The sequence below is a fragment of the Ruminiclostridium cellobioparum subsp. termitidis CT1112 genome (assembly GCF_000350485.1).
Lineage (GTDB): Bacteria > Bacillota > Clostridia > Acetivibrionales > DSM-1351 > Ruminiclostridium > Ruminiclostridium termitidis.
The window spans coordinates 88610-112093 of the sequence record NZ_AORV01000065.1 but is presented as its reverse complement, the minus strand read 5'-3'; the positions used below and the strand labels follow the sequence as shown (position 1 = coordinate 112093).

Genomic DNA, 23484 nt, shown 5'->3' with positions numbered 1-23484 from the left:
TTTGTCTGCCAGCTTTTATAGCAGCTCGATCAGGATACATTAAAAGAATTAATATTATCAATATAATTCGTACTGCTGTTCAGTGAAAAAAGGTATGGCTTTTATGTTGAAAAATAGTTATTAAATAGATATTATTATATAGGTTTTATATTATTTTATTAATTATTTATTATATGAAACCGGTTAAATTGATATCATCAATTATGAATATGTATATTTATATTTAGGGGGGCTTTATAGAAATGGGTCTTAATTTAGCACAAAAAATAATAAAAAATCACCTGGTAAGCGGTGAAATGGTTACAGGCAGCGAAATATCCATCAGAATTGACCAGACACTCACGCAGGATTCCACCGGTACAATGGCATACCTTCAATTCGAGGCAATAGGTATACCGAGAGTAAAGACAAAAAAATCAGTGGCATATATTGACCATAATACTTTACAGGCCGGTTTTGAAAATGCCGACGACCATAAATATATCCAGACTGTGGCTTCAAAGCACGGTGTGTACTTTTCAAAGCCCGGAAACGGCATATGTCACCAGGTACAGCTTGAACGCTTTGGTGCTCCCGGAATGACATTACTCGGCTCGGACAGCCACACTCCGACAGGCGGAGGAATCGGTATGCTCGCCATTGGTGCCGGCGGCCTTGACGTAGCTGTTGCAATGGGAGGAGGACCATACTACCTGACAATGCCAAAAGTCTGTAAGGTGGAACTTAAAGGAAAACTCAATCCCTGGTCGGCTGCAAAGGATATAATACTGGAAGTTTTAAGGGTATTGTCTGTAAAGGGCGGTGTCGGCAAAGTTATCGAATATGCCGGAGAGGGAATCAAAACTCTTACTGTTCCCGAAAGAGCAACCATCACAAACATGGGAGCAGAATTGGGTGCTACCACTTCAATATTCCCAAGTGACGATGTGACTCACGAATTTCTCAGGGCACAGGGCAGAGCTGCCGATTGGGTGGAATTATTGCCTGACGCCGATGCAAATTACGATGAACATATAGTTATTGATCTGGCAGCCCTTGAGCCAATGGCTGCCAAACCTCACAGCCCGGATAATGTCGAAAAGATCTCAACAATAGGCAAAATCAAGGTTGACCAGGTTGCAATCGGAAGCTGCACAAACTCATCATACATGGATATGATGAAGGTAGCTGCCATTTTAAAAGGAAAGACAGTCAATCCCAATGTAAGCCTTGTAATAGCACCCGGTTCGAAGCAGGTCCTTACCATGCTGGCACAGAACGGTGCTCTGGCCGATATGGTTTCGGCAGGGGCAAGAATCCTTGAATCTGCCTGCGGTCCATGTATAGGTATGGGGCAGGCTCCATGTACAGACGCGGTATCCCTGAGAACCTTCAACAGAAACTTTGAAGGCAGAAGCGGAACAACCTCTGCCAGGGTGTATCTTGTAAGCCCTGAAGTTGCAGCGGCAAGCGCACTTACCGGAGTACTGACAGACCCCAGAGAGCTGGGAGAGGCTCCTAAAATAGAAATGCCTGAGGAATTTGTTATAAACGACAACCTTGTGGTGGCTCCTGCACCTGAAGGAAATGATGTGGAGGTAGTAAGGGGGCCTAATATAAAGCCTTTCCCTGTTAACAAGGCATTGTCCGATAAGGTTTCAGGAAAAGCTTTGATAAAGGTTGGAGACAATATAACCACCGACCACATAATGCCTTCAAATGCAAAACTGCTGCCATTCAGGTCAAATGTACCTTATCTTGCTGAATTCTGTCTGACTCCATGTGATCCTGAATTCCCTGCAAGAGCAAAGGAAAACGGCGGAGGTTTCATAATCGGAGGTTCAAACTATGGTCAGGGCTCAAGCAGGGAACATGCTGCATTGGCACCGCTTCAGCTTGGGATCAAAGGTGTTATAGCCAAATCCTTTGCCAGAATCCATATGGCAAATCTGATCAACTCCGGAATAGTTCCGATGACCTTTGAAAACGAAGCGGATTATGATACCATAGATATGAATGATGAACTTACTATTGAGAATGCCATAGATCAGGTAAAAAAGGCCGATACTGTCATAGTAAGAAATCTTACTAAAAACAGAGAGATAAAGGTCAAGGTATCTTTGTCGGACAGACAGGTACAGATGATACTTGCCGGAGGTTTGCTGAATTTTACAAAGGTAAATAACGGCTGACATATATAATTATTTAATTAAAAGCGTGCAGGATGCCCCGGCATTTTTACACGCAGATGGGATATCAAAAAAATGGCTAGGCTGGAATATGACGAAAGTGAAAACCTGGTGAATTCTCTTCGAGGGAAGGTTTTTAATCAGCTTCGGAAGCAAATCCTGACCGGGGTTTACAAGCCCGGTGAGAGTCTGATTGAATTGAGACTGTCGGAGGAGCTTGGAGTGAGCAGAACCCCCATACGGGAGGCTATAAGACAACTTGAGCTGGAAGGACTGGTTCAATCCATACCCAACAAGGGAGTTATAGTCAAGGGAGTATCCGAACAGGATGTTGAGGATATATTCATCATACGGACAATGATTGAAGGACTGGCGGCCAGATGGGCGGCAGAGAAGATTACTGATGAAGAGATCAAGGAACTGCAGGAGGCTCTTGAGCTTGAGGAGTTCTATACCATTAAGAACGATGCCCAGCATCTGATGACTTATGACTCCAAATTTCATGATATTATTTTCAAGGCAAGTAAAAGCAGGCCTTTGATGCATATGCTCAGCACTTTCCACTTTTATATCCAGAGTGCGAGGAATAATTCTTTTGAGACTCCGGGAAGACCTGTAAAAGCGCTTGATGAGCATAGAGCCATATTTGAAGCCATCAAAAACAAGGATGCGGATACTGCCGAGAAACTAACAATCCAGCATATAACCAATGCCAGCATGAATTTTAATAAGACACATCAAAAATAGGTTTTAAAAATAGGTTTTTATTAGATTATTATTTATCTGTAAAAGACACAAAGTTGAATGATCAGCTTTGTGTCTTTTTTGTGATTGGTTTGTAAGGTAGACTTGACATTAACTCCAGAACTGATATACAATTAATGTAAGGTAAACATGACAGTGAGATAAAGGGCAATACGAATAAAATGCAGGGCACACGGAGGTAAGGATGAAAAATAAAATCAGGGAACTGCGTGAAGTAATGGGCCTGACCCAGGAACAGCTGGGGGAACTGGTGGGTGTATCCAGACAGGCAATAAATGCTATTGAAACGGAAAAGTTTGAACCTTCAATATGGCTGGCCTATGATATTTGCAAAGTATTTGGCAGCACAATTGAAGATGTATTCAACTTTGAGGAAAGTGAAAGAAAATCAAGAGCTCAAAAAAGCAGAGGTGTTGTTTAATGGCAATAAGGCAGATCAGGACGGTGGAAGATGAGGTATTAAGAAAAAAATGCAGGCCTGTGGAAGAAGTAAATGACCAGATAAGACAGCTATTGGATGATATGGCTGAAACAATGTACCATACCGAAAATGGGGCAGGTCTGGCAGCTCCCCAGGTGGGAATTTTAAAGAGACTTGTTGTATTGGATATGGGGGATGGCCTGATTAAACTGGTTAATCCTGTAATAATCAGCCAGGAGGGAAGCCAGGAGGTTATTGAGGGCTGTTTGAGCATTCCAGGTGTTGCCGGCAGATTAATACGCCCGGCAAAGGTTACAGTTGAGGCGCTGAATGAAAAAGGTGAGAAAGTCAGGTATATTGGGACAGGAGAGCTGGCCAAGTGCTTCTGCCATGAACTTGACCATCTGGATGGGGTATTGTTTACAGATAAAGTGACCGAATATATACACCTTTAATGAAATATAGATATGTCCTGTTAGATAGGAGATATACCGAATATAAAAAACAACTTTGCAACGGCAAAGTTGTTTTTATATGTTATTCAAATCCTGCAAAATATTAATTTTTAATCAAGTCATGAAATCAGCTTGTATATAAGTATTATTGGAAAAAAATATTGTAAAAAAGTGCAGATCGTGTGATGGTTTGCCAAAGTTATATACATACTGTGCTTTATTGTAATTAATGATGTTGATGCTGCTGTAAGCTGCATTGACATTATCCCAGACAGCGCTGGAAATGCTGCAGCCCTCAACTTCCACAACCACGATATAATCACCGTTTTGGTTATATCCGTAGCTGACGATATTTGCGCTTGAACTGCCAGAGGCAAAAGCAGGTATTGATAATGAGATTATTATTACCAACACTAACGATAGGACCTTAACCGATCTCTTCATACAGTTTTCCTCCTTGATGTATTTATTTTATCTAATCATATAATAAATTCCAAATATTGTAAATACATGGTACTTAATTTGCTGTTGGATAGCTTGATTATAAACATATATGGTAAAAAAATGTTGACAGTTACGCTGCGTAATCATTTACAATTAACGTAAGAAGTACTTCTTAATAATTTTTGGAGGAAGGAGATCGTACAATGATGGCAGCACTTATTAAGATAAGTGACGTATCAAAAAAATACAATATAACAAAAAGAACTCTCAGGTTTTATGAAGAAATCGGGCTGTTAAAAAGTATTAAAGATGAGGTATCACATGCCAGATATTATGACGAAGAGGGAATTAACAGATTGGAACAGATTCTTCTCCTCAGGAATATTAAATTGACTATGAATGAAATTTCCGGGGTGTTGCTGTCTGATAATGGCAGGCAGCTATCCGATATTCTCCTTGGCAGGCTGGATGAAATAGAAAATAAAATATATGAACTTAAATACAGCAAGTCTATTATTCAGTCGGTTTTAAAAATGAGTGAAGATATTGGAATCAGCAATGTTAATATTTATCAGTTCCTGCGAGAGCAAATATTATTGCATAGTACTGACGAAAGGATGATAAACATGGAAAAAAGCTATAAAGGAGATATTGTCAGATTTGAATTTGGGACAGGAATTATTCCTTATATAAATACCATTGGGCAAGAGAATTTTATTGATTTGTTTAAAGATATGCGAAGAAAGCTTGAACTGGAACTTAAGAGGGGGATTCCATTAATCAGGCTTGTGGATAATGAAGGATTAAATGAATTTCAAATCAGAATAAGTGTAAAGAATAATGTCTTGATTGATACAAAGCTTCATGCAATTTCCGATGAGGACAAGCTAAAAGAAATGGTACATTATCTTGAAGGTATTGTGAGAGCTAATATTGATGAAATTTCTTAAGGTGCTAAACTAAGATTATAACTAAGATAAGTGTTTCTGATAATATGATTTCGAATATGGTTGGGAGGAAAGGGCGTTGGATAAATTGATTGCATATTGTGGTATAAACTGTTCTACATGTCCATTATTTATTGCTACATCAACTGAGAATATTTCATTGAAACAGGAACTTGCAGACAAATGGGGAGAGATTTACAAACGTACATTTGATATTGAAGAAATGAAATGTTATGGCTGTAAATCCGGCAGGAAGTTTTTTCTGTCCGACAAATGTAATATTACGCAGTGTAATACAAGCAAAGGTATACATACATGCAAACAATGCAGTAACAGCCCCTGTAAAAGAATTAATGAATTTTATGAATGGCAGAAAAACAACAAAACAGGGGTTGAATTTATATAGATAACAATGTTTATAATAAATACTCATCACCGCATATCCTGTTAAATTGAATGTGCGGTTTTTACTGTTGTTAAGGGATACAGTGAATAGTGCGGTAAAGTAGTTGATAGACAAAGCGGAAAATATACATTTATGGCTTTATTTGAAAAAACACAAATGAGTTTTTAGGTGAGGCTGGTTTTTATTAGCTATAATTCTTATGCTAATAGATGTGAAGTTGGGTATAGAGATGTGTGTTATTATTCTATGATTTCATCAGATTATTTAAAAAGAGATTGATTTTAATTTATCATGCCATTACCGCACGTCCACTTGTTATTGAGTTTAGCCATAAAAGTAGATGGGAGAGTGAAAAAAGTTTGGAATGGAATAGAGAGACCGAATTTTTCATTTTGTGCTTTTATATAGTAATTCCAACACTGGTAATTGGAGCGGTTATTATTGGATTAATTTTATTAAGGAGTTTAATAAGATCCAGAAATAGTTGGAGAAAGAGAAAATAAACCTCAAGAGCCCGATATGTTAAGGGATATTTTTATGCCGTAGTCGCCGTAATATAAAAATAATTAAGCAGAATGTGAATATGTACGCAGGTTGACTATTCCTATATAGTAAGATATTATTTACTAATAATTGGATATCTATAATAATTTATTGTACGTTACTTGCAAAATAATAGCAGAGGATGGGTAAGCTTATATGGAACTTGATTTTGGTACTGTCATAAACATATTGGAAAAAGAGAAATTGTTATACCTGGCAACTACAAACAAAATTTATCCAGATAATTCAGCTGTTTGCTTTGCACATGATCAAGATTTACATTTGTATTTCGGAAGTTATTCTGACACATTAAAATGTAGAAATTTAGCCGAGAATCCGCATGTTGCGGTATGTGCCGGCGTATTGCAGATTCATGGAATTGCGAGGCTAGTACCATATGGCAGCCATGAGTATATACATAAAAGAGAAATTTATGACAGGCGGTTTCCAAAATACACGGCAGTGTTCGAGAAGAAAAACAATGAGTTATATGAAATTACTCCTCTGGTAATATGGCGATATAATACTTCACTGGGCGAAATGAACAGGGATGAATTAATATTGGATACTGGATATTATAAATCAATTTCTCCATACAAATTTCACAAATATGAGCAGAGATAGCTCCTAAATGCTCGCGCCCTCCCGGGTTCGAATCCCAAAACAAAAAAATTAAAAGCACCTGCATAAATGCAGATGCTTTATCTGGTGACCCATAGGGGATTCGCCGCATGCTGTGCATGCTAATGACGTCGCCCACCGCTGCGCGCTTTGGCTTGCGGTGCCGGTCTCCTACGCTACGCTGCAAAACAGCCATTAAGGCCCTTTTCGACTTACGCTCGCGCCCTCCCGGGTTCGAATCCCAAAACAAAAAATTAAAAGCACCTGCATAAATGCAGATGCTTTATCTGGTGACCCATAGGGGATTCGAACCCCTGTTACCGCCGTGAGAGGGCGGTGTCTTAGGCCACTTGACCAATGGGCCATTAACATGTTTTCAAGTTTAATGACAAAAGCTATTATAGCATGGGTAATATTGACTGTCAAGGAGTGTATGGAGGCAACATTGTTATGTGTGGAAGCAACATTGTCATGTGTAATAGCAATATTGTAATGGGGTATACTGCGTTATTATAAATATTTTTAAATATTTGAATCCGGAATGAGTTGTTTATGGTCTAATATATAGAATTAAAGAATAAAGGGCTAATGAAAATCAAGGAGATACTTATAAAAAATTATGGAAGAACTGGTAAGAAAGGCTCAGCACGGGGACCGCGATGCCTTCTACGAAATAATATCCGCGTCCAGGGAAAAATTATATAGAACAGCATATTCGTATCTGAAGGATGAACATGCCGCACTGGAGGCTGTGGCAGAGACTACTTGCAGAGCCTATATTTCCATAAACAAGCTCAGGGATTCCAGGTACTTTACAACCTGGCTGACAAGAATACTCATAAATTATTGTATTAATGAGTTAAAATATCTTTCAAAGCACACTTCGGAGGATATGGCAGACTTTAAGCATATTTGCATAGTGGATGCGGACGGCGGAATAGAGGAAAGGCTCGACCTGGCCAACAGTCTTACAAAAATTAAACCCAAATACAGAGATGTATTAATCCTGAAGTATTTTGAGGATTTTTCCACAGAAGACATAGCAAAAGCATTAAACAAACCTGTCGGTACTGTTAAGACCTGGATAAACAGAGGTCTCAAACAGCTGAGGGATAACATGAAGGGGAGTGAACACTGTGTTTGACAATATTAAAATTCCTGAGGATATAGATAAATATATAACTAAAGGCATTGACCGGGGACGGAGGAAAATGGCCGCAAAAAGGATAAAAATGTTTTCTGCGGTTATGGGCAGCCTGCTGCTGGTCATGTTTATTACAGGTATTAGAGTCTCTCCCGTTTTTGCTTCCAATGTAGCCAGGATTCCGGGGTTAAATTATATTGTTGAACTTGTAGGTTTGGATAAAGGACTCTCGGCAGCAGTTGAAAATGAATATATCCAGCATATAGATAAATCCGTCGAGTATGAAAATATCAAATTCACAATAAAGGATGTTATTGCCGACAACAGTGGAATTATTGTGTTCTATTCGCTGGAAAACAAAGGCAGTCACATTATGCCCCGTATCAGAGACGTTAAGTTAACTGATTCCAAGGGGGCGGATTTGAAGATGAGCATAGGTTACGACGCAGCACAGTATGAAGGTAAAAATTTTGAGGGAAAAATAGAGTTTTATTCAAATGAAAATCAGAGTGAAGGAATACCTGACAATCTGGTTTTAAAAGTAGGTTTGGAAGAACAGAGAAAGCTAAAAGAAAGTGAAATATCCCCAAAGGATAATACTCCGGAGCAGAATACTGGCATGCCTGGCAATCTCCAGGCTATTAGCGGAAGCTGGCAGATTCCGTTCACCATAGACAGGGAGAAATTATCGGGTGCTGAGAAAATGTACAATATCAATCAAACTGTCGAGGTTGAGGGACAAAAGATAAAATTCGAGGATATAAGGATTTACCCTATAAAAAGTATCCTGTCGGTCAGCTTGGACCCAGCCAATACAAAGAAACTATTTACTTTTGAAGATTTGAAGCTGATGGATGAAAACGGAGAAGAGTGGGGTAGGATAGTAAATGGATTATCGGGCTCCAATCCTGGCGGTGACCGTCAAACCTTGAATTTCCAGAGCAACTATTTTACAAAACCGAAGGAGCTGTACATCACAGGTAATTACATCAGAGCCCTGGATAAGGATAAGTGCTATTTTACCGTGGATACTGCAAACGGGAAGATATTGTATTCACCTTTTAATTTATTGAGTTTAACGGATATAACTGTCGGCAAAGATCAAATGTTTCTGAGTGCTGAAATGAAAAGAAATGCTCCATATTCGGATAAGAATTTTTCTATAACCAATGAGGCTTTTGATTCCAATGGGCATCCTCTTACCATAATCAGTGAAGGGATGGAAGGCGGAGACGAATCATCGTGTTATTACCATTATAATTTAAAACTTGGATCAGGCTTTAAAGGGCCTGTAACCTTTAAATTATGTGATTATCCCAGCAGGATAAGCGGCCGCTTTACGGTAAAGATACCTCTGGACGGCAAATAGTATTTATTTGGCAATAAGGACAAAATAAGTGATATGGAAGCTTTAAAGTGCCATATTTTGTGGTATAATAACTCCTGTATTAAGAGGGCTTTGCAAAAGATCTCTTTATACAGGAGTTTATTTTAATTTACAGGAGTTTATTTTTAATATATGAAGCTGCCCGAAGAGTTTGTGAACAAAATGCAGGTACTGATGGGTGAGGAATTCAACAGTTACCTTGAATCCTATAAAAAGCCGAGATTTTACGGCTTGAGAGTAAATACGCTGAAAATTTCAGTGGACGAATTTCTAAAAATATCACCCTTTCACCTGGAACCCGTTCCATGGACCACCGATGGCTTTTATTACAGAGAAGGCGACAACCCGGGAAGACATCCGTATTATTATGCGGGACTGTATTATATTCAGGAGCCCAGTGCCATGCTTCCGGGGGCTGTTATAGGTGTCAGACCCGGGGACAGGGTTTTGGATCTGTGTGCAGCGCCCGGCGGGAAATCGGTTCAGATGGCTGCACAAATGAAAGGTCAGGGTCTGCTGGTTTCAAATGATATCAATGCCGAGAGAGTCAAGGCACTGGTAAAAAACATCGAACTTTGCGGAGTCAGGAATGCCGTTGTACTCAATGATTCTCCCGACAAGCTTGCCAAAAATTTTGAAGGTTTCTTTGATAAGATTATGGTAGATGCACCCTGTTCAGGGGAGGGAATGTTCCGGAAGGACGAGGATGCCGTTAAAAGCTGGGAAAAATTTAAATGTGAAAAATGCAGTTGCATGCAGTGGGATATATTGCAGCAGGTGGACAAAATGCTGAAGCCGGGAGGAGTGATATTATATTCCACCTGTACCTTCTCCCCGGAAGAGGATGAGATAATGATAGAAAGGTTCATGGACCAACACCCGGGAGGCTATGAATTGCTGGAAATACCTAAAACCGGCGGTATAGAAGGCGGCCGCAGGGAGTGGTCGGCCGGGAAATACGATTTTTCAAAAGCTGCCAGGCTGTGGCCCCACAAGCTGAACGGAGAAGGACATTTTGCCGCCGTTATAAGGAAACTTGAGCACGGTACGAATGGAGACAATGATATTAATTCCCCGGCCCTCCAAAGGGATGGAAGCTGGGAAAAGGCATACCCCGTCAACAGCTTTGAGGACTTGGGAAACTTTAACAGAGAACTGGCGGAGTTTATAAATAACAGCACAACCTTGAGCCTGAAAGGCTATGTGTTTCAGAAAGGGAACAATTTTTACCACCTGCCCCAAGCCTGTCCCGACCTGTCAGGCCTGAAGGTGGCTAAATTCGGGTGGTATCTTGGAGAGAACAGTCCGAAGGGTTTTGTTCCTTCACATTCTCTCGCAGTATCCATGAAAAGTGAGGAAATGAAAAGAAAAATCAACTTTGGTGCCAGTGACAGGGAAACAAACAGCTACCTGAAGGGCGAAACTTTAATTGATTCGGGCGAAAAGGGCTATACCGGTATTTGTGTTGACGGTTACACTCTGGGCTGGGCAAAGCAGACCGGGGACATGCTGAAAAACCTGTATCCCAAAGGGTGGAGAAAGATGGCGTGATAAAACATCATATGAGATATGTTATTTCAAGGAGGTTTGACTTTTGAAACAAAAGCAGAGACTGGACAAGGTCTTATCCAATTTTGGGTTCGGCTCACGTACTGAAATCAAGAGTGCCGTAAAAAACGGCCTGGTCACGGTTGACGGTACTGTAGTCAAGGACAGCGGTTTGCATGTGGACCCTGCTGAGAGCACCGTCCTGATGAACGGTGTAAAACTCCAGTACCGTAAATACATTTATCTCATGATGAACAAGCCCCGCGGAGTTATTTCTGCAACCACTGATACCAGGCAGAAAACAGTATTTGATATCCTGCCGGAGGAATACAAATGCTTTGACTTGTTTCCTGCAGGCAGGCTGGATATAGACACAGAAGGGCTTGTTCTCATGACCAATGACGGTCAGCTTGCACACGAAATTCTGTCTCCCAAAAAACATGTTACGAAGCAGTACTATGCTCATGTACAGGGGCGTGTGGAGCAAGCCGATATGGAAGCCTTTGAAAGAGGAGTCACTCTTGATGACGGATATAAAACCCTTCCGGCCAGCCTGGAAATACTCAGGTCGGATGAGATATCGGAGGTCAGGCTGTCCATAGTGGAAGGCAAATTTCATCAGGTAAAGAGAATGTTTGAAGCTGTGGGAAAAAAAGTAATTTACCTGAAAAGGCTCAGTATGGGAAAGCTCATGCTGGATGAAAATCTGGGCCTGGGAGAATGCAGGGAATTGACCGAAGAAGACGTTGAATTGCTGAGAACTTCTGTTCAAAAGCACTAATAGTGGAGGTAATATGAATAAACAAAGCATCTCAAAGCTGAGCCTGTTTTTAACGGGACTTGAGCAAAGAATAACTGAAAATGCGGATTTTTTTAAAAAGATAACAATCAGATTCAAGTCGGGAACAAAATTTTATGAGGCAGTCGTGACTTTAAAGGAAAACAGATTGTTTTTACAGTATAACGGCCGAAATGACAGGATGGAGATTTCCTGGCTGGGGGCCAGAATTGCAAAAATAGCCGAGCAGTACGAAGCAATGAATCTGATATATGAAGAGCGCGGCACTGCAATCCATATTGATGCCGATGACAGGGGCGTTAAGATGAAGACAAGGGACCAGGACGCTGCAGATGCCGGCAAAGGTCATAATGAAACCTCCCAGATAGCCAACAGGGATTATTATATAAAGGTGGGACATGCCGATGCTGTTCTGAAGGCAATAGGCATACTTGGAGAAAATGGGAAGATAAAAAATGATATGATCAGGAAATACAACCAGATCGACCATTATATTGAACTGGTGGATGATATGCTTAGAAACCTGTGCGCCAGGTACGGCAAAATAAATGTTGTCGACTGCGGCTGCGGAAAATCCTATCTGTCCTTTGTATTAAACTACTATATAAAAGAAGTGCTGAAAAAGAACTGCCATTTTATCGGTCTTGATATTTCAAAAACAGTTATAAATGCTTCAAAAAAGATTGCAGAGCAGCTGGACTATAAGAATATGGATTTTAGAGTAACCGATATCCGAAACTATACCGCCGGAGAAGATATACATCTGGCAATAAGCCTGCATGCCTGTGATACTGCAACGGATGAGGCAATAGCTCTGGCGGTTAACAACAATGCGAAAGCAATTGTAATGGTTCCCTGCTGCCAGAAGGAGATACTGAGCCAATATTCTTTTGATATACTTCAGAGTATAACCAGGCATGGGGTTTTAAAAGCAAGGCTTGCAGATGTGCTCACCGACGGAATCAGGCTGATGCTCCTTGAGGCAATGGGCTATAAGGTGTCCATCGTAGAATACGTATCCCCTCTCGAAACACCGAAAAATCTGATGATCAGAGCTGAAAAGACAGGCGGTGTGAACAAAGCCGTGATAGAAGAATACAAGCAATTGAAAAAACTTTTAGGGATCAGCCCCACTCTGGAAAAATTGATAATGCCCTATTTGTAATAAAATTACATTAATGTAAAATTGACCAAGTGAATTGGCCGTGGTATAATGTTAAAAATTTCATTCCAATGTGAAATTGCAATTATAACGGGTATAACATAAAGTACGGAGGTGGTAAAATGGCAATAAAATCATATGAGGAAAATGGAGTAAGTCTATCGAAGAAAACCATATACGGCGGAGACAGGATTAAGATAACCTATAAGGGGTTGCTTGCAGAGGCAGGGGCTGAAAGCATATACCTTCATTCCGGTTATGGCAGTGAATGGTCAGGCAGTACATATACTCCCATGCAAAAGGGAGCTGACGGTTTTTCAACGGAAATACAAATTCTTGAGGGAAAAAGTCTGCAATTATGTTTTAAGGACCCGGCTGATAACTGGGATAACAACTCGGGAGAAAACTATGTATTCAAAATATCGGCCAGGCGTTCAAAAAAGGCTTAAAAGCAAAAAGGAGGTGCTTTTCCGGTATATCGTAGTATAATAGATATATAATTCTTTCCAAAGGGTACATACATGCTAAAAAAAATATTGCATAGATTCAACGTATACGAGAAATATAACAGGCTGATTACAGAGGAAGGCAAAAGAATATTTATCCGTACCGTCTATACTTTATCCATATGCACTGTGGCTATAATACTGATATGGTACTGCGGCATTGTCAATATGGCTTCAAAGAACCAGATTGGGTTTATTCATGATGGATTTCTAAAAAATACCGTTCAGACCTCAAATCAAAAAATAACCTTTTCTGCCAAAGCAACGGGAGATGAAGCTGCGGAAAACGGCTTACAGGCATCAGCCGATGATTTATCACCGGATACGGGTAAAAATACATCTGATGGCAATAAGCCAGTAGCCCCACCTGTAAAAGAATCCGAAAACAAACAGGAGAATAAGTCTGAAAGCAAACCGGAAGACAAACAGGAGAGCAAGCCTGAAAACAAGCCCGGAAATAAACCAGCGGATAAGCCGGAGAACAAAACCGAAAGTAAGCCGGAAACAGGTAAGAATGATAAAAATACTCAAGTACAGCCTGAAAAAAACAAGGATATAGATAAAAACAGCAACAACAAACAAGTTGAAAAAAAGCCGGATAAAAAGCCTGAGGTAAAAAACAATGATAAGGCTCAAACCGCAAAGAAAGCCAAGGTGGTGCAAAAAACCATCTTCAAGGGGGCAAAGACATCTTATGTGGCACTTACCTTTGATGATGGCTACAACGAAAAGACAATAATTAAAACTCTGGATGTTCTCAAAAAAAATAATATAAAGGCAACTTTTTTCATAATCGGAAGTGTGCTGGACGATTATCCCCAGGTGTGGAAAAGGGCCATAAATGAAGGACACCAGATATGCAACCACACTCTGAATCATGCCACACTGACAAAACTGTCCGATCAGCAGGTAAAAAACGAGATATTGGGCTGGGAGACCTGTGTGAAGAAGGTGCTGGGAGAAGAGTATTTGAATAGGATGAAAAGTGAATTCCCATACCTGAGACTGCCCGGCGGGAACGGAAACAAGGAGGACAGGATACTTTCCATCGCCCAGGACTGCGGCTATCAGGTAATCGGATGGAATCTTGAAACCTATAACAGTGTCATAAGCCGCATGAGGAAAAATTATTCTACAAATGAAATAGCAAAAAAGATCCAACAGCACGTAGTAAACAATTGTACCGGCGGTTCCATAATCCTTCTTCATTTTAACCAGTATGACATAACCAACATCGAAGAGATAGTTGCAGGGATTAAGAACAGGGGTTACAACATAGTGACAGTTACTGAATTATTGAGCAAGAAGTAGGGTTTTAAAGCTTACATACCCTTTGTTAACAATGTACATTTTTAATAGAGGGTATGTAAAATGAATAAAAATAAAATGTTGAAACAGGCTATAATGTGTCATATAATTTTAATGGTAAACCAAACACAGATGGGGGATATTTATAATGAAAAGTGTTATACGTGATATTTCTTTGGCTGATAAGGGAAAACAAAAAATAGAATGGGTCAGAAGAAACATGCCCATCCTTAGAAGCCTGGAGGATGAATTCAGAGCAACAACACCGTTTAAAGGTGTCAGAGTAGTTGTATCGGTGCATCTTGAAGCTAAAACTGCGTACTTGGCAAAATTATTTGCAATTGGAGGCGGAGAAGTTTCTGTCACCGGAAGTAATCCCCTCTCAACACAGGACGACGTGGCTGCAGGTCTTGTGGCCGACGGATTGGATGTATACGCCTGGTATAACTCAACCAGGGAAGAGTATGAGGAGCATCTCAATCTGGCACTTGGCTACAAGCCCAATATTATAATAGATGACGGCGGAGATCTTGTTAATCTCCTGCACACAACAAGAAAAGAACTTATACCTCATATTATGGGAGGCTGTGAAGAAACCACAACCGGTGTCCTGCGATTGAAAGCGATGGAAAAAGAGGGAGTGCTCAAATTCCCCATGATTGCGGTAAATAATGCAAACTGCAAGTATCTTTTTGACAACAGATACGGTACCGGTCAATCTGTATGGGATGGTATCAACAGAACCACCAATCTCATAGTTGCCGGCAAAAATATAGTAGTTGCAGGTTATGGCTGGTGCGGCAAAGGTATTGCCATGAGGGCAAAGGGCTTCGGTGCAAATGTGATTGTTACCGAGATCGATCCTGTAAAAGCGGCAGAGGCCATAATGGATGGCTACAAAGTGATGAAAATGTCGGAAGCGGCCAAAGTCGGAGACCTGTTTATAACCGTTACCGGCTGCCGCGACGTAATAACAGAAGAACACTTCAAGAGCATGAAGGACGGGGCTATTCTATGCAATGCAGGCCACTTCGATGTGGAAGTATCGGTAGAACAGCTGGAGAAGATAGCTGTTGAAAAGCAGGAGCAGAGAAAAAACATAATGGGTTACAAATTGGACAACGGCAGGTGGATAAACCTTCTTGCCGAGGGAAGGCTTGTAAATCTTGCGGCAGGAGACGGACATCCCGCTGAAATCATGGATATGAGCTTTGCTTTGCAGGCACTTTCCGCAAGGTATATGCTTCACAACTTCCGTAAGCTGGGAAATAAGGTCATCGATGTGCCTGCAGAAATCGATAAGGCAGTGGCCGAAATGAAGCTGAAATCCTGGGGAGTTAAGATCGACAAGCTTTCGAAGGATCAGAAGAAATATCTTAACAGCTGGGCGGAATAAGCGAGGGAATGATGAATCTGGATTTATTAATAAAAAATGTTGATATAATTACCATGGATGACCAAAATTCGGTCATCCATAATGGTTTTATCGGAGTTTCAGACAGGAAGATCTGTTTTGCAGGTGAAAAACTCCCTGAAAATACTGGCTTCAAGAAGGAAATAGACGGAAAGGGCGGGCTTGCAATGCCCGGTCTGGTAAATGCCCACAGCCACAGTGCAATGACCCTGATGAGGAATTATGCGGATGATATTGCATTGGAGAGCTGGCTTTTCGATAATATCTTTCCCATAGAGGCAAAGCTAACGGACAGGGATGTATACTGGGGAACCATGCTGGGCATAGCTGAAATGCTGAAGTCGGGAGTTACTGCTTTTGCAGACATGTATATGTTTATGGATGAAGTGGCCCGGGCTGTGACCGAGACAGGAATAAAGGCAAATCTTTGCAAGAGTCCGGTTCAGTTCTTTGAAGGCGGAGAATTGAAACGCCTGGATAAGAGCCAGGGAACGGTGGATTACTACAATCGGTACCACAACAGTGCCGAGGGACGTATAAAAGTATTTGTTGAAATTCATTCTACATACATGTTTAATGAACAAACCCTGAGAAATGCGGCTTTGCTTGCCAGACAGCTCAATACCGGTATCCATATCCACCTTTTGGAAACCACCGCGGAGGTTGAATCCAGCAAAAAAGACTATGGAATGACCTCAATAGAAATATGCGAAAAGACAGGGGTGCTGGATGTACCTGTTTTAGCGGCACACTGTGTGCACATGACCGACAGCGATCTGGAGATAATGAGAAGAAAGGGCTGCAGTATAGCCCATAATCCTTCCAGCAATCTGAAGCTGGGAAGCGGTATTGCAAGAGTTCCCGAGATGATCGGCATGGGCATTAACGTTTGCCTGGGTACCGACGGTGCTGCCAGCAACAATAACCTGAATATGTTTGAGGAAATAAATCTGGCGGCGCTGCTTCACAAGGGTGTTGCCATGAACCCCCAGCTGATGAAGGCCGATACTGTGTTAAAAATGGGGACTTATAATGGCGCCCGGGCTATCGGTTTTGACGATACAGGAAAAATTTCAGAAGGTATGAAAGCGGATATAATACTTATAGATACCGACAAGCCTCATTTCTATCCCAAAAACAATCCGCTGTCAACTGCAGTTTATTCAGCCCAGGCATCGGATGTGGATACTGTAATCATTGATGGAAATATTATTATGCAAAACAGAGTATTCACCGGTATAGATGAGGAGAAAATCAAGTATGAAGTGCACTCCTTATCCAAAAGGTTATTGGTAAGGTAATCATTGATAGGTGACATAACGTATAAAAAATTATATAATTAAACCCTGACACCTGCGATTGTCGGGGTCTTTTTGTACTGTAACAATTTACATAAAGGGTTTTTAGTCTCAACGTCAAATAGTATAATAGTTGGACAATTTTAAATGAGCATGGAGGAAATATAATGTCGGTAACATTGAGTTTGTGGTCAACCAAACAGGGGGAAATAAGAAGGTTTTTACATAGTTTTTATCAAAAGGATTATATAATGGAAGAGGATTCACGCCGATGGGTCAAAAAATTTTTTAACCCGATGGATTCAATAGATATGATAAGTGCCTTGATGGACAATTATGAATCCTTTGGTGTCACACTGTACATACATATGGAAAATGGTTATTTACATAAAATTACTGAAGAAAATTATGATGATGTTATAAAGGGCCTGATTGGGATTTATTATCTGACAGTGAATTGTGAGCCGGGCCTGGAGATTTCGTAGCTGTCTGTAACATCTGAATCAAATATTCCATCCATAAGCTGGATATGGTTAAAAATAGATAAATAGTCTTATTTCTATTTTGTCACATTATGGTATAATATCACTGGTAAAGAGGATGATGGCTCATGGAGGTTAATCGGATGGAGCAGGAACATATACAGGAAGAATTGAGCGAAGTTAACGAAATTAACGTTAAAGATGTTAATGAAGTGAATGAACACCAAAAAATGCAAAATGTTTCAACTGTTTCACAGTCATATAATAACAGCCAGCAACAGCTTCTATGGGCGGACAGACAGGTGACGTCTCTCGAGAGACAGCTGCTTTTGAACAATTGTGCACCGGCTGCCGGCGGAAAGCTTATGAGTAATTGGGCAAAAGTATTTCTTTGCGCATTAGCTGTAATAATTCCAGGTATTGGTCAAATAATAGGTATAATAGCCGGCTTGATCATGGTTTCCAACGACAGTGATTCTGATAGAAGATCCTATGGAGCTGCATTGTTGACAGTCTCTTTGATAATCTTTGTCATGCAGTTAATCTTCTGGTTCATATTTGCACTGGCTGTGGGACCTGATTTTTATTATTAAAGCACGGGAGAAGCGTTTCTGTTATATTTTTCGTTATCGGCAGGTATTTCAGGGGGGAGTTATTATAACAAAGAGTCAATTGAGAAAACAATACCTTGAATATAGAAGCAATATGGATAAACGGGAATTGTTTGGCTGGTCCCGGTGTATAGCAGAAAAACTGAATGGGCTGCAGGCTGTAATTGAGGCTGAAAATATTATGTGTTTTGTCAGCTTTGGAAGTGAGGTTGACACCCACGGCTTGTTAAAGGAATGGATTTTGCAGGGTAAAAATGTAAGTGTACCCCGTATAGAAAAATTCCCTGCCGGGGAGAGTCTCATGCATGCTGTTAAAATTAAGGATTTTAGTGATCTGAAGACAAAAGGCAGCTATGGTATTATGGAACCTGAACTGAAAATTGACAGTATTGTTGCTCCGGCAGAGCTTGATGCGATAATAGTGCCGGGCAGCGCTTTTGATATTCAAAGAAACCGCATGGGCTATGGAGGCGGCTTCTATGACAGATATCTGATGCGGACATCAGGCAATTGCAAAAAAATTGGGGTGTGTTATGACTTCCAGCTGTTGGAGCAAATACCTCACGAGGCTTACGACATACCGGTGGATTTGATTGTCACTGAGAAGAGAACGGTATGACCGGACTAATTCTGCAAAAATGAAAATGAGAGCCGCCTCTCAATAGAATTTCAATTTCTATTTTGAGGCAGCTCTTTTCTTTAATTGGCAATTACAATTCGGACAGTCCTAACAGGTAGCTTCTCAGCCTGAGCAGATCCAATGCATCCACCGAACCGCTGGAATCTATATCCGCGGCCTTGAGGGCATCTCCCGTCAGGAGCTGGCTTCCCAGAAGGTGCATCTTTAGAAGTGTAAGATCCAGTGCGTTTACTTCCTTATCACCGTTCAAGTCACCTCTCATGATTGTTACCGGCCCGGCAGGTTTGGTTCCGTCAGGCTCGGTACCGCCAACCAGAACGCCGGAATCATAGACACAGATATTATCTGTTTTGACAGGGGTGCCTGTCCAGTTGCTGTCTTCAATTTTCAACCCCTGATAGCTCCAGTCATCAGACGGATTCCAATAGTTCTGCCATGCATAGGTACCCAGTGCGAACTGGTACTTTTTGTTGGAGTTGGCTATGGAAAAACCATCCCAGGTCACCTCCACATAGTAAATCTTGTTTTCTCCCAGCTTGCTGCTGGTGTATTTATACGGTCCCGAAAGTATGGCATTATAATTTGTCTCTGCAGCTGTCTGGTCGTATAGCTCCCTCATTTCAATACTGTTTGGATCAAGGGAGGTCATTCCGGTTGCATCAAAATAGTATCTTACAGAGATGTTTTTTGAAGTCTTCGGAGCATTGGAATGGACATAGAAGGTTACTTCGGTGGCTTTTGGGCCGTCGGACTGCACTATGTTCACACCGAAGGCTTCAACCCAGTATGAAGTTTCCTCTTCTTCACCACCTGTTTCTTCAGGAGGGAAGTTGGGGGTTATCTGCATTGAAGAATCCCCGAAGAAGCGGTAAAGACCGGCACAGGCACCCACAAATGCCGCATTGTAGTCAATTGTTACTTCATTGTATACATAGTCCGATGTAACATCCTTGTGTTCATCCTTTGAACCGGGACCGCCCACCAATGCACCATAAAGCACATGCTTGTGGGGAGCGGGATCTTCAGCCATGGAGGTGCCCGAAGCCGCCCTGTGATGGGGGTATTTCACCGATATATCGCTGTAGCCTACTATATAACAGCGGTTTAAAGGGTTATTGCCCATCAGGTAATCCATTTGTGATTTCGCCCACTGGCCGTATTTTGAGGGAGTATTGCCGTGATGCTTGTCGTAAACCACAGCCAGCAGCTGGGTGGCAGTGTTGTATCTGGCAGAACCCCATTGATTGAGAAATGCATATCCGCCGGGGGTTATGGTTACGGTCTTGCCTGTCATCCAGCTGTCAAGAGTTTTGGCAATCTGCCCCCAGAAATTTATCTCCTCATAAGGACTCTTGTTTGTTGCGGCCCTGTACCTGTCTTCAAATACCTGACCGTTTTTGTCATATAAGTCGTCTATTTCGGCAATGATACATGCGGTGCCGGCCCAGACATCGTTCCAGCAGTGCGTCCAGGAGGGAGGGGCATAATAATCAAAATATTTGAAAACTTCGTTCAGATAATGATCTTCCTGTGTTGCCAGGTAAAGCCATGACCCTGCCCAGCAATAATCATCCTGCCACTTTGAAGAGGTGTAATAACCCTTGGGGCCGTCGGCATTACATGATTTGGTGGGGCATCTCTCGGCAAATTCAAACAGGGCCTTTGCATATTTAAGGCTTTTTGCTGCATATTGGGGATCTTCATCCTTAAAATTCATATAGTTGACTGCAAGTGAAGCCGCCGCTGCAGACACACAGTCTGTGGAAGGCAGTTCTTCAGTGGCAAACCAGCCTCTTCTGAACATTTCGTCGTTCTCAGGAGCATTCCAGTAGGCGTGATCCACGTCACCGTCCCCAACCTGGTAGCAGAAGGCTATTGCCTTGCCCGAATTATCCAGGTATGTACACTTCATGAAGTAATCATTAAAATATCTCAGGATTGTTTTGGCATGGGCGTCCTGGCCTGTGGCTTGGTATTGCTCCCTGAATTCATAAAAGCCCCAGCCCAATGTAGAACCTGAATATGCCTCGGGCATACCGAATTTTACATGGTCGCCCGCATCGTGAAAGCCCCCTGATACATCAAGCTTTCCATCCCCGTCAGGATCGAGAATGCTTTTATTTTTGGTGATAAAGCTCTGTGACATATTAGTGTTGGTGGTGTCAAGGGGAAGCTGTGCGTCATAGGCATGACAGTCGTCTCTCCATTTGTATTGGCTGTTTTCGCCGACGCCGGTGCCGCACATGTTTGCATCATAGAAATATTGGGAATACTGCAGTGCTTTTGCATAATTGTACTCTGCACCGGCAGCACTGACATTCATATTTGCGGCAGGGAAGACCAATGCTGTCAGAATTACGGCACTTATGACCGAACAGCCTGCTCTCCTTAAGAAATTAAGTTTCTTATTCATAATGGTTATTCCTTTCGAAATCAACTTATTTTATGATTTATCAGATTACTTGTTGTTTACGGGAAATACGGATATTTGCCCGAGTAAATACTGCTTGATGAGGGCGAGATCCAATGCATCGGTTGAGCCGTTGCCGTCCAGGTCGGCAGCTTTGATCCCCTGGTTGTTATCCAGGATGCATTTCTTCATCAATGCCAGATCCAATGAATCAATTGACTTGTCTGAGTTCAGGTCGCCGTATAAAATATCCTGGCCGTCAGGTACCGGATATGTTTTCAGGTCGGGAAGTTCGTCGAGGGTAATGCAGTATTCGCTTTTATATATTTCGGTAAGCCAGTTGACAGGATTGTTCTGCTCTCCTGTGAGATACCAGCCGTACCATGGACAGAAATACAGCCAGGCGGCTTTTTCATTTATTAAATTTGAGACCTGAGGGATGGTATCATTTTCGCTCATTGTAACCAGCTTTTTACCGCCTGTGGACTTTACGAGATTGTAGAAGGTTGAGGTTATGGCACTTCCGTTCGGCAATCCGTCCTTGGCATTGTACTTGTCATAGCCCACCATGTCTACCACATCATCGCCAGGATACCATTGGGGTGACGTTTCATAGGTATAGGAAGTCCACACCCATATGAGATTATTAAGCCCGTATTCGTTTGTGAATTTATCATATAGAAGTCTGTATAGCTTTACACAATTCTGGGGACCTTCGGCACCCCACCAGAACCATGCGCCTTCTGCTTCATGGAGAGGTCTGAAAAGTACGGGAACTCCCGCATCCTGAAGCTGCTTGAATTTTCCTGCCATGACTTTTATATCATCCAGCAGCGCAGTGTTTTCTGCAGTTCCCGGAGTCAGGGCTTTTGATATGCTGAAAGTGGTACTGTCGGTATAAAAGCTGTTGTCGGCTTTCTTCCCGATATTCCCCGGTGAGAACCAATGCCAGCAGACAGTTGGGATTCCGCCCTTGTTGTTGTACCAGTCAATAACCCGTTCGGCGCAGAGATCATCCCAGAGCAAACCGTTTCCGCGGTAGTTCATGAAATCAAAACCCCTCACAGCGGGCAGCTTTCCGGTTTTCTCCCTTATGTAGGTGAATTCGGCCTCGGAACCGTCGTAGTTGTGAGAGCCGCACAGTTCCTGCTGGCCTGAGAGGATATGTTTACCATAAACATCAACAAGATAGCTCATGAGAGCTTTGGCTTCCCTGGTAGCTTTGGGATTTACCAGTTTTTTTTCAACCTTGAGGCCGGTGATGCTTTCATCAGCGGGTTTTACCACAAGGTAATCAAAGAAGGTATAACCCCAATAGCTTTCAAATTCAATATTGTTGGTACCCTGATTAAGTTTGACAATTCCTGCCGACATCTCCTTCCAGGTGAGTGTGTAAGGAAAACTTACCTCACCCTGGTTGGAATGGTTAACATTGAGATATTGTACCTTTTTGGTCTTGTCATAGGGCTGGGCATAGCGGACAATCAATTCATACAGCCCGGCCTTGTCAATCTCAACATTGACAGAAGTACTTGTACCCTTCTGGGCGATAAAGGTGCAGGTTGCCCCGGTAAGATCAATTGTCTGGCCGTCTTCGGTTTTTCCCACATAGTCGGTATGAATTTCGGCATTGTTTTGAATACCGTTCTCAAATTCATACCTGACACCCTCCGGAGGTATGGAAACTGCCGCGACTTTGATGAATGGCATCGCAGGTATCAATACCGCTAATGCCAGTACTAAGAAAACATATTTTACTGTTTTCCTACCCATAAAAACGCCTCCTTTATATTATTAAAATAATATGTTGCAGTATTTTATTTTACATAAATGTAATAAAATACTTATAAATACATAATATTACATTTTATCCTAAAATACAATTGATTTATTATCATACTATATTTATTAACTGTATTTTTTAAAGGATATTTAAGGGACAAATTTTAATATTCTGATGCAGCGAATATAATTTATATAGATTGATGCAGGTAGTGAAAAGAGG

At 41.5% G+C, this 23484-nt stretch carries 22 protein-coding genes and 1 tRNA gene; 19 read left to right on the top strand and 4 right to left on the bottom strand.

Going from position 1 to position 23484, the window contains the following annotated elements; genetic code table 11:
* Positions 1-242 precede the first annotated feature (242 nt).
* The 4 genes from CTER_RS22620 to def all read left to right on the top strand — a co-directional run bounded on the left by CTER_RS22620 (position 243) and on the right by def (position 3809).
* Positions 243-2171 (top strand): aconitate hydratase, encoded by a 1929-nt coding sequence (locus tag CTER_RS22620; protein WP_004629932.1) that lies wholly within the window; start codon positions 243-245, stop codon positions 2169-2171.
* A gap of 72 nt (positions 2172-2243) precedes the next feature.
* Positions 2244-2915: a GntR family transcriptional regulator gene (locus CTER_RS22615; RefSeq protein ID WP_004629907.1), complete on the top strand. Its 672-nt coding sequence runs from the start codon at positions 2244-2246 to the stop codon at positions 2913-2915.
* A gap of 202 nt (positions 2916-3117) precedes the next feature.
* Positions 3118-3354: a helix-turn-helix transcriptional regulator gene (locus CTER_RS22610; protein WP_004630230.1), complete on the top strand. Its 237-nt coding sequence runs from the start codon at positions 3118-3120 to the stop codon at positions 3352-3354.
* Complete coding sequence (gene def, locus CTER_RS22605; protein ID WP_004630074.1) at positions 3354-3809, top strand: peptide deformylase; 456 nt, start codon at positions 3354-3356, stop codon at positions 3807-3809. The genes CTER_RS22610 and def overlap by 1 nt, the downstream gene beginning before the upstream one ends.
* 114 nt (positions 3810-3923) lie before the next feature.
* Here the strand turns inward: def and CTER_RS22600 are convergent, their stop codons facing one another.
* The gene (locus CTER_RS22600; protein WP_004629869.1) at positions 3924-4253 is read right to left on the bottom strand and encodes a hypothetical protein; all 330 of its coding nucleotides are present in this window, start codon (positions 4251-4253) and stop codon (positions 3924-3926) included.
* A gap of 203 nt (positions 4254-4456) precedes the next feature.
* On the opposite strand from CTER_RS22600, the gene CTER_RS22595 reads away from it, so the two are divergent.
* The 3 genes from CTER_RS22595 (at position 4457) to CTER_RS22585 (ending at position 6773) form a co-directional block, all read left to right on the top strand.
* Entirely contained in the window at positions 4457-5203 is a 747-nt protein-coding gene (locus CTER_RS22595) for a MerR family transcriptional regulator (RefSeq protein WP_004629842.1), read from the top strand.
* Positions 5204-5279: 76 nt separating this feature from the next.
* A complete protein-coding gene (locus tag CTER_RS22590; protein ID WP_004629765.1) occupies positions 5280-5606 on the top strand; it encodes a DUF3795 domain-containing protein in 327 nt (108 codons plus the stop codon).
* Positions 5607-6305: 699 nt separating this feature from the next.
* The gene (locus CTER_RS22585; RefSeq protein ID WP_004629892.1) at positions 6306-6773 is read left to right on the top strand and encodes a pyridoxamine 5'-phosphate oxidase family protein; all 468 of its coding nucleotides are present in this window, start codon (positions 6306-6308) and stop codon (positions 6771-6773) included.
* Between the two features lie 285 nt (positions 6774-7058).
* On the opposite strand, the gene CTER_RS22580 is transcribed toward CTER_RS22585, so the two are convergent.
* A tRNA-Glu gene (locus CTER_RS22580) sits at positions 7059-7134 on the bottom strand.
* A gap of 255 nt (positions 7135-7389) precedes the next feature.
* Between CTER_RS22580 and CTER_RS22575 the strand changes: the two genes are divergently transcribed.
* From CTER_RS22575 to CTER_RS22520, 12 genes are all read left to right on the top strand, one after another.
* Positions 7390-7914, top strand: a complete 525-nt coding sequence (locus CTER_RS22575) for a sigma-70 family RNA polymerase sigma factor (protein ID WP_004630143.1) — start codon at positions 7390-7392, stop codon at positions 7912-7914.
* Complete coding sequence (locus CTER_RS22570; RefSeq protein WP_004629604.1) at positions 7907-9283, top strand: DUF4179 domain-containing protein; 1377 nt, start codon at positions 7907-7909, stop codon at positions 9281-9283. The genes CTER_RS22575 and CTER_RS22570 overlap by 8 nt, the downstream gene beginning before the upstream one ends.
* A gap of 150 nt (positions 9284-9433) precedes the next feature.
* Positions 9434-10852, top strand: coding sequence for an RsmF rRNA methyltransferase first C-terminal domain-containing protein (locus tag CTER_RS22565; protein WP_004629901.1), 1419 nt, complete (start codon positions 9434-9436; stop codon positions 10850-10852).
* 43 nt (positions 10853-10895) lie between these two features.
* A complete protein-coding gene (locus tag CTER_RS22560) occupies positions 10896-11630 on the top strand; it encodes a pseudouridine synthase (protein ID WP_004629961.1) in 735 nt (244 codons plus the stop codon).
* A 13-nt stretch (positions 11631-11643) separates the two neighbouring features.
* Positions 11644-12813 carry a class I SAM-dependent methyltransferase gene (locus CTER_RS22555; protein ID WP_004630245.1) on the top strand — a complete coding sequence of 390 codons (1170 nt, stop codon included), beginning with the start codon at positions 11644-11646 and terminating at the stop codon, positions 12811-12813.
* Positions 12814-12932: 119 nt separating this feature from the next.
* Complete coding sequence (locus tag CTER_RS22550) at positions 12933-13259, top strand: carbohydrate-binding protein (protein WP_004629897.1); 327 nt, start codon at positions 12933-12935, stop codon at positions 13257-13259.
* A 72-nt stretch (positions 13260-13331) separates the two neighbouring features.
* Entirely contained in the window at positions 13332-14627 is a 1296-nt protein-coding gene (locus CTER_RS27215; protein ID WP_004629687.1) for a polysaccharide deacetylase family protein, read from the top strand.
* Between the two features lie 145 nt (positions 14628-14772).
* Positions 14773-16020 carry an adenosylhomocysteinase gene (locus tag CTER_RS22540; RefSeq protein ID WP_004629621.1) on the top strand — a complete coding sequence of 416 codons (1248 nt, stop codon included), beginning with the start codon at positions 14773-14775 and terminating at the stop codon, positions 16018-16020.
* Positions 16021-16028: 8 nt separating this feature from the next.
* Positions 16029-17339, top strand: a complete 1311-nt coding sequence (locus tag CTER_RS22535; protein WP_479725121.1) for an amidohydrolase — start codon at positions 16029-16031, stop codon at positions 17337-17339.
* 164 nt (positions 17340-17503) lie between these two features.
* Positions 17504-17821 (top strand): hypothetical protein, encoded by a 318-nt coding sequence (locus CTER_RS22530; protein WP_004629920.1) that lies wholly within the window; start codon positions 17504-17506, stop codon positions 17819-17821.
* Between the two features lie 140 nt (positions 17822-17961).
* Positions 17962-18411, top strand: a complete 450-nt coding sequence (locus CTER_RS22525) for a hypothetical protein (RefSeq protein ID WP_004629702.1) — start codon at positions 17962-17964, stop codon at positions 18409-18411.
* Positions 18377-19048, top strand: a complete 672-nt coding sequence (locus tag CTER_RS22520) for a 5-formyltetrahydrofolate cyclo-ligase (RefSeq protein WP_341349549.1) — start codon at positions 18377-18379, stop codon at positions 19046-19048. Before CTER_RS22525 ends, CTER_RS22520 begins: the two co-directional genes overlap by 35 nt.
* 91 nt (positions 19049-19139) lie before the next feature.
* On the opposite strand, the gene CTER_RS22515 is transcribed toward CTER_RS22520, so the two are convergent.
* Complete coding sequence (locus CTER_RS22515) at positions 19140-21482, bottom strand: glycoside hydrolase family 9 protein (RefSeq protein WP_004629933.1); 2343 nt, start codon at positions 21480-21482, stop codon at positions 19140-19142.
* A gap of 45 nt (positions 21483-21527) precedes the next feature.
* A complete protein-coding gene (locus tag CTER_RS22510; RefSeq protein ID WP_004630012.1) occupies positions 21528-23252 on the bottom strand; it encodes a glycosyl hydrolase in 1725 nt (574 codons plus the stop codon).
* Between the last annotated feature and the right edge of the window lie 232 nt (positions 23253-23484).